This window comes from Gordonia sp. C13, from assembly GCF_023218005.1.
Lineage (GTDB): Bacteria > Actinomycetota > Actinomycetes > Mycobacteriales > Mycobacteriaceae > Gordonia > Gordonia namibiensis.
In genome coordinates this window covers 169422-187199 of sequence record NZ_JALPSY010000005.1, presented here as the reverse complement: position 1 = coordinate 187199, position 17778 = coordinate 169422, and the positions used below count along the sequence as shown (strand labels likewise).

The 17778-nt window shown below is 67.7% G+C and carries 10 protein-coding genes and 2 pseudogenes; 8 read left to right on the top strand and 4 right to left on the bottom strand.

The window, feature by feature from the left end:
• Positions 1-80 precede the first annotated feature (80 nt).
• Positions 81-488: pseudogene (locus M1L58_RS06830) on the top strand (ATP-binding cassette domain-containing protein); the annotation flags it as partial.
• A 29-nt stretch (positions 489-517) separates the two neighbouring features.
• Here M1L58_RS06830 and M1L58_RS06825 read toward each other — a convergent pair.
• Both M1L58_RS06825 and M1L58_RS06820 read right to left on the bottom strand, forming a co-directional pair.
• Positions 518-703: a hypothetical protein gene (locus tag M1L58_RS06825; RefSeq protein WP_248658332.1), complete on the bottom strand. Its 186-nt coding sequence runs from the start codon at positions 701-703 to the stop codon at positions 518-520.
• Positions 704-1093: 390 nt separating this feature from the next.
• Positions 1094-2155, bottom strand: a complete 1062-nt coding sequence (locus M1L58_RS06820) for an alpha/beta hydrolase (protein ID WP_006868013.1) — start codon at positions 2153-2155, stop codon at positions 1094-1096.
• 564 nt (positions 2156-2719) lie between these two features.
• On the opposite strand from M1L58_RS06820, the gene gltB reads away from it, so the two are divergent.
• The 3 genes from gltB to M1L58_RS06805 all read left to right on the top strand — a co-directional run bounded on the left by gltB (position 2720) and on the right by M1L58_RS06805 (position 9771).
• Entirely contained in the window at positions 2720-7303 is a 4584-nt protein-coding gene (gene gltB / locus M1L58_RS06815; protein ID WP_248658306.1) for a glutamate synthase large subunit, read from the top strand.
• On the top strand, positions 7296-8750 hold the full coding sequence (locus tag M1L58_RS06810; RefSeq protein ID WP_248658305.1) for a glutamate synthase subunit beta: 1455 nt from the start codon (positions 7296-7298) through the stop codon (positions 8748-8750). The genes gltB and M1L58_RS06810 overlap by 8 nt, the downstream gene beginning before the upstream one ends.
• A gap of 133 nt (positions 8751-8883) precedes the next feature.
• A complete protein-coding gene (locus M1L58_RS06805; protein WP_248658304.1) occupies positions 8884-9771 on the top strand; it encodes a cutinase family protein in 888 nt (295 codons plus the stop codon).
• Position 9772: 1 nt separating this feature from the next.
• On the opposite strand, the pseudogene M1L58_RS06800 reads toward M1L58_RS06805, so the two are convergent.
• Positions 9773-10251, bottom strand: a pseudogene (locus M1L58_RS06800) (DUF937 domain-containing protein).
• A 613-nt stretch (positions 10252-10864) separates the two neighbouring features.
• Positions 10865-11095: an RNA-binding S4 domain-containing protein gene (locus M1L58_RS06795; protein WP_248658303.1), complete on the bottom strand. Its 231-nt coding sequence runs from the start codon at positions 11093-11095 to the stop codon at positions 10865-10867.
• Between the two features lie 129 nt (positions 11096-11224).
• On the opposite strand from M1L58_RS06795, the gene lysX reads away from it, so the two are divergent.
• The 4 genes from lysX to M1L58_RS06775 all read left to right on the top strand — a co-directional run bounded on the left by lysX (position 11225) and on the right by M1L58_RS06775 (position 17722).
• The gene (gene lysX, locus M1L58_RS06790) at positions 11225-14638 is read left to right on the top strand and encodes a bifunctional lysylphosphatidylglycerol synthetase/lysine--tRNA ligase LysX (RefSeq protein ID WP_248658302.1); all 3414 of its coding nucleotides are present in this window, start codon (positions 11225-11227) and stop codon (positions 14636-14638) included.
• Between the two features lie 28 nt (positions 14639-14666).
• Positions 14667-15584 carry an alpha/beta fold hydrolase gene (locus M1L58_RS06785; RefSeq protein WP_248658301.1) on the top strand — a complete coding sequence of 306 codons (918 nt, stop codon included), beginning with the start codon at positions 14667-14669 and terminating at the stop codon, positions 15582-15584.
• A 34-nt stretch (positions 15585-15618) separates the two neighbouring features.
• Positions 15619-16107, top strand: a complete 489-nt coding sequence (rraA, locus tag M1L58_RS06780) for a ribonuclease E activity regulator RraA (RefSeq protein ID WP_040536790.1) — start codon at positions 15619-15621, stop codon at positions 16105-16107.
• Between the two features lie 61 nt (positions 16108-16168).
• On the top strand, positions 16169-17722 hold the full coding sequence (locus tag M1L58_RS06775) for a succinic semialdehyde dehydrogenase (protein WP_248658300.1): 1554 nt from the start codon (positions 16169-16171) through the stop codon (positions 17720-17722).
• Positions 17723-17778: the final 56 nt, after the last annotated feature.

Genomic DNA, 17778 nt, shown 5'->3' with positions numbered 1-17778 from the left:
GGGTCGGGGAGGGGGGCGGTACCGCGGGTCCCGCACTGCAGATCGAGGGTCTGTCGAAGCAGTTCGACGGCAACTACGCGTTGCACCCGCTCGACTGGGAGGTCAAGCGCGGCGAGGTTCACGCCCTGTGCGGACAGAACGGCAGTGGCAAGTCGACGATGATCAAGTGCCTGGCCGGCTACTACCGGCCGGACAGCGGTCGGGTGCGTCTGTTCGGTCGCGAGCTCGACCTGCCGGTGCGCAACCCGGCCGAGCACGGCATCGCCGTCATCCATCAGGACCTGGGTCTCGCCCCGGAGATGACGGTGCTCGAGAACATCGGCGTCGCAACCGGTTACGGCACCCGCGGCTTCGGCTGGGTGCGTGATCGCCAGGAGGCCAAGGCCTGCCGCGAGATCGCCGAACGTCTCGGCATCGAACTGCCGCTCAACACCTTGGTCGCCGACCTCAGCCCGGCGCAGCGTGCGCTCGTCGGTCTGGTCCGAGCGGTTCGCGCGCTCGGTGACGGGCACGAAGGTCACCTGTTCATTCTCGACGAACCGACGGCGTCGCTGTCGCACAGCGAGGCGGCACAGGTCACCGCCATGATGCGCAGTGTCGCCGAACTGGGTTCGAGCGTCATCTTCGTCAGCCACCGGCTCAGCGAGGTGCTCGACGACTGCGACTCCGTCACCGTGCTGCGTGACGGCAAGCGGGTTCTCACCCGGTCCACCGCGGGACTCACCCGCTCGGACCTGGTCGCCGACATCCTCGGCCGGCGGCTGACGGACTACTACCCGGATCCGCCGGAACGCGCCGGTGCCACACCTGCACAGCTCGTGCTGGAGAACGTGAGTGGCGTTGTGGTGAAGGACCTTTCGGTCGGTCGACGACCTCCGGATCGGGAAGGCAGAACGGCGATCCCGGCCGGAAGCGCGACGGTGCCGCCGGGCGTGTCCATCACGTCGACGGGTCGAGGATCACTCCATACATGCCCACCATCCCCCGGTGGTGGAGCGATCCTCGTGGGTCCTCGTCCGGATGGACACCGCACGGCCGGTGACGATCTCCCAATGTCGTCACCGGCCGTTGTGTCTTTTCCGGGTTCGGCGCCTCAGCTCGCGGAGTCGGTGCGAGTGGGTGCCGTCACCGTGATGAACCGGGCCGCGGTCTCCACGGCCTGGCGGGCCTCGGAGGACAACCGCGGCATCAGCTGGAAGACATGCCCCTGGTCCGGCCACGCCTGGATCACCGAAACGCCACCGGCACCCACGATCTCGGCGTGGGTGGCCCGGGCATCGGCACCCATGACCTCGAGGGCCCCGTACTGGATGAGCGTCTTGGGAAGCGTCATCCCCGGAGTCAGGCGGATGCGCATGCGCGGATGGTCGGGGTCGGCGGTCCGGGTGTACAGACGGAGGATCTTGCGCGCGGTGACCGCGTTGATGATCGGGTCGTGGACGCCGCTGCGCTGATTGTCCACTGCCAGATCGAAAGTCGGGTCGTAGAGCGGGGAGAAGAGCACCATCGAGCCGGGCTGCGGGGTGCGGGTCGCGTGGTTGACGGCGAGGATGTCGAGCGCGAGGTGTCCACCGGCGGAGTCGCCGGCGATCACGATGTCCTCGGCGCGATAACCCTGTGCGAGAAGCCATCGGTAGCCCCGGATCGCATCGTTTCCCGCGCAGGGCCACGGATGTTCGGGACCGAGCCGGTAGTCGAGGCTGAATGCCGACAGCTCCGTCAGATTGCCCAGTCGCGCGACGAGCCCGCGGTGGGTGCGCGGGGAACAGACCACATATCCGCTGCCGTGGAGGTAGTAGATGACCCGGCTGCCCGGTCGCGGCTCCGCGGCACGACGACCCGTCACCCATTCACCGCGGATCTGGCCTCCGCGGAACGTCTCGCGTACCGGCACGACGCTCGTCCCCGACGGGGGCGGGTTGAGCCGTTCGATGGTCAGGTTGAGTCCGGGGCGGGCCCGCTGGATCATCTGCGCCGTCACCCGCGGATGGCTTCGCCGCGCGGCGAGCATCATCGGCCAGGTCACGCGGGCGAGGTAGGCGTTGACGGCACGTGACCGACGGGATCCGTGCGGGTCCACACCGAGTCGGCCGAAGGGGTTCTCGTCGTCCGCGGGCAGGAACGGGGCACCGCCCGGCACAGAGGTGACGCTCATCACCCGACGGTATCGGCGCAGGATGTCCGAAGCGCGGCAATCGGCCGGGGCGTCACCGGACCGGGACCAGGCCGCGATCGAGTGGCTGCCACGATGGTTCCGTGTCGTTACGTGCGAGGGCCGGCGACTTGCTCGGCAGGCACATCGCGGTGATGTCGGTACACGCCCGATTTCTCCTCTGACGTGCAGTAGGGCGGTCGTTGTGGTAGCCGGATTTCGATAGTGGGCACCCCACGTGGAAAAATGACACACAATGCTCATACGGCAGCCCGCGGGCGCCCTCTGTAGTGCTGCGCGTAAGCCGAGATGAGCAGGGTGTTCGGGCCCCGACGATGCGGCCCGGAGGAATCCGTCAGCAACGGCGCTGACGGGGCCCACCGCCATGTGATTGTCCGCTCTGCCCCGGGTCAGCGCCCAGGGGCGGCAGAAGACGCAGCTGTGGGGGACAGCGAGGTCCGCTAGGCGATCAGGCCGGCAACGGAGCCGGTGATACAGGCGGGGGTGGCCCCCAAACATTGACGACGGTTAGTGCGTGCACCCCTTCGCACGCAAAGTGAGGCGAATATGAAGCAGGCTCCGGGACCGGTCGGTCTCTACGACCCACGCAACGAGCACGATTCGTGCGGCGTGGCGTTCGTCGTAGACATGCACGGACGACGCAGTCGCGACATCGTCGACAAGGCGATCATGGCCCTGGTCAACCTCGAGCACCGCGGTGCCGCGGGTGCCGAACCGAACACCGGTGACGGTGCCGGGATCATGATCCAGGTTCCCGACCGCTTCCTGCGGGAGACGGTCGACTTCGAGCTTCCCGCCGAGGGCAGCTACGCGACCGGTATCGCCTTCCTCCCGCAGGGCTCCGAAGACGCTCGGCTCGCCTGCGAGGGCGTCGAGAAGGTCATCGAGTCCGAGGGTCTGACCCTGCTCGGCTGGCGCGAGGTGCCCACCAACGAGAACTCGCTCGGTGCGCTCGCCCGCGACGCGATGCCCACGTTCCGTCAGGTCTTCATCGGCGGCGCCGAGGGCATGGAACTCGAGCGCCGCGCCTACGTCGTGCGCAAGCGCGTCCAGTACGAGCTCGGCAACAAGGGCGCCGGCGCCGACGGCCCCGGTCGCGAGACCGTCTACTTCCCGTCCCTGTCGGGCCGGACGTTCGTCTACAAGGGCATGCTGACGACCCCGCAGCTGCGGGAGTTCTACGTCGACCTGCAGGATTCGCGCGTCGAGAGCTCGCTGGGCCTCGTCCACTCGCGCTTCTCCACCAACACCTTCCCGTCGTGGCCGCTGGCGCACCCGTTCCGCCGCGTCGCCCACAACGGTGAGATCAACACCGTCACGGGCAACGAGAACTGGATGCGGGCCCGCGAGGCGCTCATCGACACCGAGGCCTTCGGTGCCGACGCCGCGTCGAAGATCTTCCCGATCTGCACCCCCGGTGCCTCCGACACCGCTCGCTTCGACGAGGTGCTCGAACTGCTTCACCTCGGCGGCCGCAGCCTGCCGCACGCGGTCCTGATGATGATCCCGGAGGCCTGGGAGCGTCACGAGTCGATGAAGCCCGAGCACCGCGCGTTCTACCGCTATCACTCGGCGCTCATGGAGCCGTGGGACGGTCCGGCGTCGGTGTGCTTCACCGACGGCACCGTCGTCGGCGCCGTGCTCGACCGAAACGGTCTGCGCCCCAGCCGCATCTGGGTCACCAAGGACGGCCTCGTCGTGATGGCCTCCGAGGTCGGCGTCCTCGACATCGACCACGCCGACGTCGTGCAGAAGATGCGTCTGCAGCCCGGCCGCATGTTCCTCGTGGACACCGCCGCCGGCCGCATCGTCGACGACGAGGAGATCAAGGACGAGCTGGCCGCCGAGCACCCCTACGCGGAGTGGCTCGAGAAGGGCATGGTCGCCGTCGACGACATCGAGGCGCAGCCCCATGTGCACATGCCGCACGACCGGGTCGCCCTGCGCCAGCAGGTCTTCGGTTACACCAGCGAGGAGCTGAACCTCCTCGTCGCGCCGATGGCCAAGACCGGCGCCGAGGCACTCGGTTCGATGGGCACCGACACGCCCATCGCCGTGCTGTCCAAGCGTCCGCGCATGCTGTTCGACTACTTCCAGCAGATGTTCGCGCAGGTCACCAACCCGCCGCTCGACGCCATCCGCGAGGAGGTCGTCACCAGCGTCGGTTCGACCATCGGCTCCGAGGCCGACCTGCTCAACCCGAGCCCCGTGTCGTGCCGCCAGATCGAGCTGCCGCAGCCGGTCATCGACAACGACACGCTGGCGAAGCTGGTCCAGATCAACGACAACGAGTCGCTGCCGGACTTCCGCAGCGTGCACATCCACGGCCTCTACCCGGTGGCCGAGGGCGGTGCCGGACTCCGCAAGGCACTCGACGAGATCCGTGCGAAGGCCAGCGCCGCCATCGAGGACGGCGCCAACCTGATCGTGCTGTCCGACCGCGAGTCCGACGAGAACCTCGCGCCGATCCCGTCGCTGCTGCTGACCGCCGCGGTGCACCACCACCTGGTGCGCGAGCGCAAGCGCACCCGCGCCGGCCTCATCGTCGAGTCCGGTGATTGCCGCGAGGTCCACCACGTGGCCACGCTCGTCGGTTTCGGTGCGGCAGCGGTCAATCCGTACATGGCCTTCGAGTCGATCGAGGACATGGTCGAGCGCGGCGTGCTCGGCGACGTCGACTTCGCCACCGCGAAGAAGAACTACATCAAGGCCGCCAGCAAGGGCGTGCTCAAGGTGATGAGCAAGATGGGCATCTCGACCATCGCCTCCTACACCGGCGCACAGCTCTTCCAGGTCATCGGCCTGTCGCAGGCGACGGTCGACGAGTTCTTCACCGGACTCATCAGCCAGCTCGACGGCATCGGTCTCGACGAGATCGCTGCCGACGTCGCCGCCCGCCACGCTCTGGCGTTCAGCGACCGACCCTCGGAGCGCGCGCACCGCGAGCTCGAGGTCGGCGGTGAATACCAGTGGCGTCGGGAGGGCGAGTACCACCTGTTCAACCCGGACACGGTGTTCAAGCTGCAGCACTCCACGCGCACCGGCCAGTACGGGGTGTTCAAGGAGTACACCAAGATGGTCGACGACCAGTCGACCCGTCTGGGCACGCTGCGCGGCCTCTTCGACTTCAACTTCGGTGACCGCGACCCGATCCCGATCGAGAAGGTCGAGCCGGCCAGCGAGATCGTCAAGCGGTTCTCGACCGGCGCGATGAGCTTCGGCTCGATCTCGGCCGAGGCCCACGAGACCCTGGCCATCGCGATGAACCGTCTCGGCGGTCGCTCGAACTCCGGTGAGGGCGGCGAGGATCCGCGTCGTTTCCATCACGACGAGAACGGCGACTGGCGTCGCAGTGCGATCAAGCAGGTCGCGTCGGGACGTTTCGGCGTCACCTCGCACTACCTGTCGAACTGCACCGACATCCAGATCAAGATGGCGCAGGGCGCCAAGCCCGGCGAGGGCGGTCAGCTCCCGCCGCACAAGGTGTACCCGTGGGTCGCCGAGGTCCGTGGCTCGACGCCGGGCGTCGGCCTGATCTCGCCGCCGCCGCACCACGACATCTATTCGATCGAGGATCTCGCCCAGCTGATCCACGACCTGAAGAACGCCAACCCCAAGGCGCGCATCCACGTGAAGCTCGTCAGCGAGGTCGGCGTGGGCACCGTCGCCGCCGGTGTGTCGAAGGCACACGCGGATGTCGTGCTCATCTCGGGTCACGACGGCGGCACCGGCGCCTCGCCGCTGACGTCGCTCAAGCACGCCGGTGCGCCGTGGGAGATCGGTCTCGCCGAGACCCAGCAGACCCTGCTGCTCAACGGTCTTCGCGACCGCATCGTGGTCCAGGTCGACGGTCAGATGAAGACCGGCCGCGACGTCGTGATCGCCGCACTGCTCGGTGGCGAGGAGTTCGGTTTCGCGACCGCACCGCTCGTCGTCTCGGGCTGCGTCATGATGCGCGTCTGCCACCTCGACACCTGCCCGGTCGGCATCGCCACTCAGAACCCGCTTCTGCGTGAGCGTTTCGCCGGCAAGCCGGAGTTCGTCGAGAACTTCTTCCTGTTCATCGCCGAAGAGGTCCGGGAGCTGTTGGCACGCCTCGGCTTCCGCACGCTCCAGGAGGCCGTGGGCCACGTCGAGGCCCTCGACACCACCAAGGCCCTGGCGCACTGGAAGTCGGAGAAGGCGGGCAAGCTCGACCTGACGTCGATCCTGACGATGCCGGAATCGCCGTTCATGAACCAGGATCTGTACTGCTCGGGCGTCCAGGATCACTCGCTGGAGAAGGCGCTCGACCAGCAGCTCATCGCGCAGAGCCGCGATGCGATCGACCACGGCACCCGCGTGTCGTTCACGTCGAAGATCACCAACGTGAACCGCACCGTCGGCACCATGCTGGGCCACGAGGTCACCAAGACCTATGGCGCACAGGGCCTGCCGGACGGCACGATCATTGTCGACTTCACCGGTTCGGCGGGCAACAGCTTCGGCGCCTTCGTCCCCAAGGGCATCACGCTGCGCCTCGAGGGCGACGCCAACGACTTCGTCGGCAAGGGCCTCTCGGGCGGTCGCCTGGTGGTCCGTCCGGCGCGCAACGCGCCGGCCGACTTCGTCGCCGAGGACAACATCATCGCCGGCAACGTGATCGGCTTCGGTGCCACCGCGGGCAAGATCTTCCTGCGCGGCATCGTCGGCGAGCGCTTCTGCGTCCGTAACTCGGGTGCGACAGCGGTCGTCGAGGGTGTGGGCGACCACGGCTGTGAGTACATGACCGGTGGACGCGTCGTGGTGCTCGGCGAGACCGGCCGCAACTTCGCGGCGGGTATGTCGGGCGGTATGGCGTTCGTCTACGACCCGGACGCCAAGCTGGCCGACAACCTCAACACCGAGCTCGTCGACCTCGAGCCGCTCGAGGCCGAGGACATCGAGTTCCTCGCCGCCATCATCGACGAACACCGCGCCGAGACCGAATCCCCGGTCGCCGCAGCGCTGCTCGCCGATTGGGACACTGCCCAGACCAAGTTCGCCAAGGTCATGCCGCGGGACTACAAGCGCGTGCTGCTGGCCATCTCCGAAGCGGAGAAGACCGGGCGAGACGTGAACGAAGCGATCATGGAGGCCGCACGTGGCTGACCCCAGAGGATTCCTCAAGCACCCCGAGCGGGAGCTGCCCGACCGTCGCCCGGTCGAGCTGCGACTGCTCGACTGGAAAGAGGTATACACCGACTTCGACAAGGATCACCTGAAGACGCAGGCGAGCCGCTGCATGGACTGCGGTATCCCGTTCTGCCACAACGGTTGCCCGCTCGGGAACCTGATCCCCGAGTGGAACGACCTGGTCTACAAGGACCAGTGGCGCGACGGTATCGAGCGTCTGCACGCGACCAACAACTTCCCGGAGTTCACCGGTCGCCTGTGCCCGGCACCCTGTGAGGCGTCGTGCGTGCTCGGCATCAACCAGCCGCCGGTGACCATCAAGCAGGTCGAGGTCGAGATCATCGACAACGCCTTCGACAACGGCTGGGTCACCCCGGTCCTGCCGTCGGAGAAGACCGGCAAGTCGGTGGCCGTCGTCGGCTCGGGCCCGGCCGGACTCGCTGCCGCACAGCAGCTCACGCGTGCCGGACACGACGTGACGCTGTTCGAGCGGGCCGACCGCATCGGCGGTCTGCTGCGCTACGGCATCCCCGAGTTCAAGATGGAGAAGCGCCACATCGACCGCCGTCTGGCGCAGATGGAGGCCGAGGGCACCGTCTTCCGCACCGGCGTCAACGTGGGCGTCGACATCACTGTCGAGCAGCTGCGTGCCGACTTCGACGCGGTCATCCTCGCCAACGGTTCGACCATCGGTCGCGACCTGCCGATCCCGGGCCGCGAGCTCGACGGCATCCACCAGGCGATGGAGTTCCTGCCCCAGGCCAACCGGGTTCAGCTCGGCGACACCGTCGAGGGTCAGATCACGGCCAAGGGCAAGAAGGTCATCATCATCGGCGGTGGCGACACCGGCGCCGACTGCCTGGGCACCTCGCTGCGTCAGGGCGCCGAGATCGTCCACCAGTTCGAGATCATGCCGAAGCCGCCGATCGAGCGCGCCGAGTCGACCCCGTGGCCGACCTACCCGCTGATGTACCGCGTGTCGTCGGCCCACGAAGAGGGCGGCGAGCGTGTCTTCTCGGTCAACACCGAGCAGTTCCTCGGCGAGAACGGCAAGGTCACCGGCCTGAAGGCGCACGAGGTCGTCATGCGTGACGGGCGCTTCGAGAAGATCGAGGGCTCGGACTTCGAGCTCGAGGCCGACCTGGTCCTGCTGGCGATGGGCTTCGTCGGCCCGGAGCGCGAGGATCTCCTCGACAAGATGGGCGTCGAGTACGACGCCCGCGGCAACGTCAAGCGTGACAACAACTTCGCCGCAGTCGGCCAGCCGGGCGTGTTCGTCGCCGGTGACGCCGGCCGTGGCCAGTCGCTGATCGTCTGGGCGATCGCCGAGGGTCGTTCGGCCGCCGCGGCCGCCGACGAGTACCTCACCGGTGCGTCGGATCTACCGGCCCCGATCGTGCCGACCCAGGTCGCCCAGCGCTGACCTGACGGCCACCACGAACGAGAACTCCCGCTCACCGAAAAGGTGGGCGGGAGTTTCGTTTTCTCGGCTACACACCCGGGGGGCGCGGTCATACACTCGGGCTATCGCAATCCATCCACCGAAGGGGCAGCCCATGCGTCGAATCCTCGCCATCATGTGCACTCTGCTGTGTGCGGTCTTGGGAGGGTTCGGGTTGAGCACGCCGCGTGCGGACGCGGCGCCGGCCGGTTGCCCGAAGATCTACGTCCTCGCCGTTCCGGGAACCTGGTCCAACGGCGTCAGCCCCGGCGTCCTGGGCGCGGTCACCTCCGGCCTGGGGCCGGAGACCAGGGTCCAGTACGTCGGCTACGACGCGACCGCGTTCCCATGGGAGAAGGCGATCTACGGCAAGTCGAAGGCCCAGGCCGTCGCCAACACCCGCGGCCTCGCCCTGCAGATGCTGGCACGGTGCCCGGGCACCCGGATCGCACTCGTCGGGTACAGCCAGGGCGCCGACGCCGCGGGCGACCTCGCCTCGGAGATCGGCACCGGCCGCGGCATGATCCGCCCCGGTCAGGTCGCCGGCGTCGTGCTGATCTCCGATCCCCGACGCTCCCGCAAGGACAACGTAGTCGGCCCGGCCCTGCGCGGTGAGGGCAGCGGCGGACCCCGACTCGACGGGATGGGCTGGCTTCTCCCGCGGGCATTCACACTCTGCGAGCCGACCGACATGTACTGCAACACGCCGCGGGACTTCTACATCACCCGTATCGCCGGCTACTTGGCCGAGACCAGTGATCCGACGCCGAGCCAGATCCTCCAGTACCAGGCGGAGGCGGCCGTGATCGTGCGTGAGTTGCTCACGCTCGGCGGCCCCGGCGCGATCGTCCAGGAACTGGGCAACAAGCGGGCCCGCGAGCAGATCATCTCGTTCAACAAGTTCCTGCAGTCGGGCTCGCACGGCACCTACGGCGACTTCCAGGTGAAGCCCGGCGTCAGCGCGGTCACCTGGGCCAACCGTTTCCTCGCCGGTCTGGCCTGACCTACTTCCGGCCGCCCAGGATCGATCCGAGGATACCGCCGAGGAGGTCGCCGCCGCCCTGCTTGGCGCCACCGCCGGCTGCGCCCCCGAGCATTCCGCCGAGCAGGTCGCCGAGTCCTCCGGCAGCACCGCCACTGTTGCCGCCACCCAGCACACTGCCGAGCAGATCGCCCAGGCCGCCGGTGCCGGCCTGAGAGGTACCGCCACCTCCGCCCAGCACCTTCTTGGTGATGTAGCTCAGCACGATCGGGGCGAGGATCGGGAGCAGTTTCTGGACCAGGCCCTGATCGACGGCCGCAGCCGGTGGGCGCCGACGAGCTTCTGTGCCGACGCTTCGTTCGCGGTCTGCGCCTGCAGTCCGGCGAGCAGAGCAGGGATCGCCTGCCCGGCGGCAGCGCGAGCGGAATCCTCGTCGACGCCGAGCTGCTGGGCCAGTGTGTCGTAGGGGAGGCGGGACAGGAGGTCGTCGATGTCGGACATGTTCGCGCTATTTTCGGTCAAGAACAGTGAAGGTCCACGTGAACCTACTGGATCCGGCCCCCACCCACCAGAGCCCGAGGTCCCGGCGGGTCCCGCCGCCGACGGGCGAATTGGTCCGGATGGATGGCATACGCCGCCGGGTTCGCTGCGTAGCATTGGTGCTGGTAGATGCCGTGTCGCTACCCGGACCGTAACGCCCTGCATGCCATGATCGATCTAGTCGGCAGGTACGACGGTCACGAATCCGGGACACCGGGGACGTGGAATCTCACATGTCGACGGGGCTCGGGGTGAGTGGTGCAAACCACGAAAATTCCTGGAGACAGCGATGAGTACTGTCGCTACAGTAGATCAAAGTCAGAGTCCGTTGTAACGAATGTGAATGCACCAGGAAGTGATTGGTCATGAAGTTGGCTGACACATTTCACTCGCCCCGCCGGGGCTCATTGCTGAATTCGCTCACCGGGGGGCGACTCGGCGGCCGTCGAGTTCACTCATCGACGTTCCCCGCCGAAGCAGAACGACTCATCACTCCCGCCGAGCTCAGCCGGCTCGGCGTCCGTTCCTGATCCGGGGGGATCAACACCGGGGGTTTCGGTGTCCGGGGGGATTCTCAAACCTCTTCGCGGGCGACCCGCACACTCATCCCGCCCACCTCGACCACATCGCCGAGCGTGAGCTGACGACCCCGCCTGGTCTCGACCTCACCGTTGACGGTCACCAGACCGTCGGCGATGACCTCCTTGGCCTCGGCGCCGGATTCGATGAGGTTGGCCAGTTTCAAGAACTGGCCGAGGCGGATGCAGTCGTCGCGGATCGTCACGTCGTACACGGTCCCGATCATGCCCCGTGTGCGCGGAGTCGGCCACACCGGTACGAGCGCACCGGTACACCGACGCAGATATGTGCCGCCGCATGATCGAATCAGCGTGGAGTGCCGGAGCGTTACCGCGCGGGCGACTACCGTCGACGCATGGCCACCGACACCCCCCTTGCGCCGGTCGACCCGTCCAGCCCCGACGAACATCCCGAGGCACTCCGGCGGACACCCACCGCGGCTGACCGCCGCTCCCTCGTCCTCCTCGACAAGATCAGGCGCCCTACCGGATTCGGTCGCAACGCGCCGCACATCGCGGGCACCGTCGTCGGCGTCCTGGCGACGATCGCGTTGTTGTCCAGCCTCATTCCGGCATTCCGGCGGCTGATCCACGACCCGCGGCGCTACGTCGACGACTACATCATCACCCTGCCCGACACGAGCTTCGCGTGGGCGTTCGTCCTGGCGTTGATCGCCGTCGCGCTGTCGGCACGCAAGCGGATCGCCTGGTGGATCAGCGTGATCTACCTCGTGTTGTTCATGGTCGGCAACGTGCTGTACCTGATCCCGTCCCTCGAGGACGATCTCGACGTCACGGCCTGGGACCGCACCAACATCTACATCGGTCTGGTCATCGACCTCGCCGCGCTGGTCTTCCTGCTGTCCACCTACCGGCAGTTCCACACCCGCGTCCGCCGCGGTGCGATCCCGGCGTCGCTCGCCACTCTCGTCGTCGGTCTCGGCATCGCGACGCTGCTCGGCTGGGCGCTGGTCTGGGCCTTCCCGCACACCCTGACCCGGGCAGATCGGTTGCCGTACGCGTTCAACCGCGTGGTCGCCTTCGGTGCGATCGACCAGGACGCCTCCTTCGACGGTCGCCACACGCACGTCTTCGTCAACGGTCTGCTCGGTCTGTTCGGCGCGCTGGCGCTGATCGCCGCGGCGGTCGTGTTGTTCCGGTCGCAACGACTGCGCTGGCTGATCACCGCGGAGGACGAGTCGTTGATCCGCGCGCTCATCACCCGGTTCAACGACGACGATTCGCTCGCCTACTTCTCCACCCGCCGGGACAAGGCGGTCGTGTTCACGCCGGACGGCCGCGCCGCCATCACCTACCGGGTCGAGGTCGGCGTCGGCATGGCCGGTGGTGACCCCATCGGTGATCCGGAATCCTGGCCCGACGCCATCGCCGAATTCCTCACCCTCTGTGAGAAGTACGGCTGGCACCCGGCCTCGATCGGGTCGAGTGCACGCGGCGCCGCGGCCTACGACGCCGCCGGTTTCATCTCCCTCAACATCGGCGACGAGGCCATCCTGCACACCCGTGAGTTCAGCCTGAGCGGCCCGGCGATGAAGGCCGTGCGCCAGGCCGTCACCCGCACCCGGCGCGCCGGTGTGACAGTGCGTATCCGGCGCCATCGGGAGATCGGTGACGCCGAGATGGCCAAGGTCGTCGCCCGTGCCGACGACTGGCGCGACACCGACGAGGAACGCGGTTTCGCGATGGCGTTGTCGCGCATCGGCGATCGCGCCGACGACGACTGTCTGCTGGTCGAGGCCGTCGTCGGCGAGGGCACCCCCGACGAGAAGGTCGTCGGCATGCTCTCCTTCGTCCCGTGGGGCCGTCGCGGCGCCTCCCTGGACCTGATGCGACGCGATCGCCACGGACCGAACGGCGTCGTGGAGACGATGGTCGCCGAATTGTGCCGCAACTCCGAACAGTTCGGCATCACCGAGGTCTCGCTCAACTTCGCCGCCTTCCGGGCGTTCTTCGAGCAGGGGCCGCAGATCGGTGCCGGCCCGGTCATGCGCGCCGGCTACTCCGTCCTGATGTTCGGTTCGCGGTTCTTCCAGATGGAGTCGCTGTACAAGTCGAACGCCAAGTACCTGCCGGACTGGCAGTCGCGCTACCTGTGCTTCGAGGACAACCGCATCCTGCCGCGCGTCGGACTCGCCGCGATCGTCACCGAAGGGTTCATCACCCTGCCCAAGTTCGGGCGGGCCAGGCACTACTCCGAGGGGCAGCCGTCGATCCCGGCCGGCGTCGACGCGCCGGCGCTGATCGCCGAACTGGAAGCGGAGGCAGCGACTCCCGAGGGTGCCGTCGTGCACCGCCCCGAGCAGGTCCGGGTCCGTCTCGACAAGATGGACCGGCTCGTCGAGCGTGGTTTCGATCCGTATCCGCCCGCCGACCAGCCGACCCACACCATCGCGCAGGCGCGATCCGAACCGGAGGGCACCGTCGTCACCGTCGCCGGCCGCGTCACGCGTCTGCGTGACTTCGGCAAGGTGGTGTTCGCCGACATGCACGACTGGTCGGGCGAGGTTCAGATCCTCGTCGAGGACTCGCGGGTCATCCCGGGGACTCCCGACTTCGGTACCGACGTCGACCTCGGCGATCTCATCCAGGCACGCGGTGTCGTCGGCACCAGCCGCAAGGGTGAACTGTCGATCCTGATCGACGCGTGGCGGATCAACGGCAAGTGCCTGCGTCCCCTGCCGGACAAGTGGGCGGGCCTCACCGATCCCGAGGCCCGCGTGCGCCAACGCTACGTCGACCTCGCGATCAACGAGGAGAGCCGGAAGAACCTCGCGATCCGCAGCCTGGTGGTGAAGTCGTTGCGCGACTTCCTCGCCGCACGCGGCTTCCTGGAGGTCGAGACGCCGATCCTGCAGCAGATCCACGGCGGCGCCAACGCGACTCCGTTCCAGACGCACATCAACGCCTACAACCTCGATCTCTACCTGCGGATCGCGCCGGAGCTCTACCTGAAGCGCCTGTGCGTCGGCGGTGTGGAGAAGGTCTTCGAGATCGGTCGCAATTTCCGCAACGAGGGAGTGGACTTCAGTCACAATCCGGAGTTCACGAGCCTGGAAGCCTATGAGGCACACAGCGACTACCTCAAGATGCTCGACCTCACCCGCGAGATGATCCAGCACGCGGCGACGGCGGCCTACGGCGAACCGGTGATCATCCGCACCGACGCCGACGGAAACGAAGAGCGCGTGGACATCTCGGGCGAGTGGCCGGTGAAGACCGTCCACGAGGTGGTGTCCGAGGGCGCGGGGGAGGAGATCACCCCGGAGACCTCGGTGGAGCAGCTCCGCGCCGTCTGCGACCGTCTCGAGATCAATTACCGCCCGGACTGGGATGCCGGACAGATCGTGCTGGAACTCTACGAGCACCTCGGCGAGGACCGTACGACCTTCCCGACGTTCTACACCGATTTCCCGACGTCGACGTCGCCGCTGACCCGCGCGCATCGCAGCAAGCCCGGCGTCGCCGAGCGCTGGGACCTGGTGGCGTGGGGTGTGGAGCTCGGCACCGCCTACACCGAGCTCACCGATCCGGTGGAGCAGCGCAAGCGTCTCACCGAGCAGTCGATCCTGGCCGCCGGTGGCGACCCGGAGGCGATGGAGCTCGACGAGGACTTCCTGCAGGCCCTCGAGTACGCGATGCCACCCACGGGTGGTCTGGGCGTGGGCGTCGACCGCGTGGTCATGCTCATCACCGGCCAGTCGATCCGCGAATCGCTGGCATTCCCGCTGGCCAAACCGCAGGACGCCTGAGCGCAGGCACACTGGTCGGGTGAACCCGATGACGCGCACGGACGGCGACGAGGCCTCCGCGCCAGGCGACTTCGTCACCGTGGGGGAGCACCGGCTGCATGTGCTCGACGAGGGTTCGGGCCCGCCGCTGCTGCTGATGGCGGCTCTGGGCAGCAACTGGTTCGACCTCGATCCGCTGGTGGCCCGGCTCTCCGTGTCGTGGCGGGTGATCCGCTACGACCGTCCGGGTTACGGGTTGTCGAGTCCGGTCGGGCGCCAGCACCTCCCGACCCTGCTCGGCGAGGTCGAACGGATGGTCGCGGTACTGGACGCCCGCGGTGTGACCGAACCCGTTGTCGTGGTGGGGCATTCGCTGGCCTCGCTCTATGTGGAGGCCTTCGCCCGGCAGTACCCCGACCGGACGGCGGGAGTGGTCGTGCTCGACGGCTCCTATGTGCTTGTGCCGTGGCGCCTGGTGCCGTTGTCGTTCCGGGTCGGGAACGCGCACCGCCTGATGGGTGTTGCGCGAGCGGTGACGAGCCGCGTCGGCATCCAACGCTGGCCGAGCCTGCAGGTGTGGAAGCGGGTCGTACCGGCGCCTCCCGAGGGTCGGGGTGAGCAACAACGCCGTTGGGGAGCCCGCATCTTCGGACAGCCGCCGTTCCTGCTGGCAATGCTCGTCGAGAACGCCGCCTTCGGTGCGATGAACAAGACCCTGCGCGGTCTGCGGCGAACCGCCCCGATGCCCCGCGTACCGGTCGTCGTGGTGGTCGCCTCGTCGACGCTGCGCGGATGGCGGGTGTTCTGGGAGTGGAAGCAACGGCGCTATTCGGAGATCCTCGGCGCCGACGAGATCGTGGTCCTTCCGCAGGCCAAGCACTTCCTGGTCTCCGAGCGGCCCGACGAGGTCGCGGAGATCATCGACGGCCTCGGTGGAGAACGGCAGCCCGAACCTACCCGGGAGTAACCCGAAACTTGCGGTAACACCTAAACTGGTCGGCATGAGTGAGCTGACCTTCACCCCGACGGCTGATCTCGTCGACGAGATCGGGGCCGACGTCCGTAGTTGCGACACCCAGTTCAACCAGTACGGCGGGAACCGCGAGTTCGTCGGCCGCGTCACCACGGTCAAGTGCTTCCAGGACAACGCTCTGCTGAAGTCCATCCTGAGCGAGTCCAACCCCGGCGGCGTGTTGGTCATCGACGGCGACGCCTCGGTGCACACCGCGCTGGTCGGCGACATCATCGCCGAACTCGGCCGGTCCAACGGCTGGGTGGGGATCATCGTCAACGGCGCCATCCGCGATGCCAAGGCCATCGGCGGGATGACGATCGGCGTCAAGGCGCTGGGCACCAACCCGCGCAAGTCCACCAAGACCGGTGCAGGCGACCGTGACGTGCCGCTGACGATCGGTGGCGAGACTTTCAACCCGGGCGACATCGTCTACTCCGACGACGACGGCATCGTGCTCGTCAGTCCCGAGAGCTGATCGCCCGGTCCTCGACCGGTCCATCGCAACACGTCCCGAGCCTGCACTGAGGAGACCCGAAATGCCGAAGCCCACTGCCGAATATTTCGCCCGTCTCGGGGCCCTCGTCGCGATCGACGACGCCGCGAGCCGTCCCACCCGGTCGGTGCTCGAGGCCTTCAGCGGCACCGAGATGGCCACCATCCCGGTCGCGACGGCGGAGGACCTCGAGACCGCGGTCGCCCGCGCGCGCCAAGCGCAGCAGGGGTGGGCCGCCCGGACCCCGGCCGAACGCGCCCAGGTCCTCGACAAGTTCTCCGACCTCGTCTTCCGCAACGCCGAGTCGCTGATGGACATCGCGCAGGCCGAGACCGGCAAGGCCCGGATCTACGCGCAGGAAGAGGTCATCGACGTCGCGATCACCGCGCGTCACTATGCGACCGCCGGACCCAAGCTGCTCGCCGACCGCAAGGTCAAGGGCATGCTGCCCGGCGCGACCAGCGTCCGGGTGCGCCACCTGCCCAAGGGCGTCATCGGCGTCATCAGCCCGTGGAACTACCCGCTGACGCTGGCCGTGTCGGATGCCGTCGCGGCACTCGTCGCCGGCAACGGCGTGGTGATCAAGCCAGACAGCCAGACCCCGTACTGCGCTCTCGCGCTGGCCGATCTGCTGTACCAGGCGGGTCTGCCGCGCGAGCTCTACGCCGTGGTCCCCGGACCGGGCGGGGTCGTGGGCCAGGCCATCATGGCGTCCACCGACTACGTGATGTTCACCGGCTCGTCGGAGACCGGCGCCGGCCTCGCCGAGCAGGCGGGACGTCGACTCATCGGTTTCTCGGCCGAACTGGGCGGCAAGAACCCGATGGTCGTCACCGCGAACGCCGACATCGCCAACGCCGTGCAGGGCGCTGCGCGCGCCGCGTTCTCCAACTCCGGCCAGCTCTGCATCTCCATCGAGCGGATCTACGTCGACAAGCGGATCGCCGACGAGTTCGCCGAGCGTTTCGCGGCATTTGTCTCGATGATGAAGCTTTCGGGCGCTTACGATTTCACCGCCGACATGGGTTCGCTCGCGTCGGCCGCACAGATCGACACCGCCGAGGCACACGTCCAGGACGCGGTCGCCAAGGGCGCCAAGGTCCTCGCCGGCGGCAAGCGCCGCCCCGATCTCGGACCGTTCTTCTTCGAGCCGACGGTGCTGACCGACGTCACCGACGACATGGTGTGCTACGCCAACGAGACCTTCGGGCCGGTCGTATCGATCTACCCGGTCGACTCCACCGATGAGGCCATCAAGCTGGCCAACGACACCGAATACGGGCTCAACGCAAGCGTTTTCGCGGGCAGCAGCGCAGAGGCGCAGGCCGTCGCCGAACGACTGCGCGCGGGCACGGTCAACATCAACGAGGGCTACGCCGCCGCCTGGGCGTCGACCGCCGCACCGATGGGTGGCATGGGTATCTCCGGCGTGGGCCGACGCCACGGCGAAGAGGGCCTGCTCAAGTACACCGAGGCGCAGACGATCGCCGAGCAGCGGTTCATCGGCATCGATCGTGCTCCGTTGGTGCCCAAGAAAATCTACCGTGCGATCACACCGACCGCGGTCCGCGCGTTGAAGTACCTTCCCGGCCGCTAGATCTCGATCTGGCCGTTTCGCCCCACCGAGCCACGACGTCGTGGCTACCGTGACTC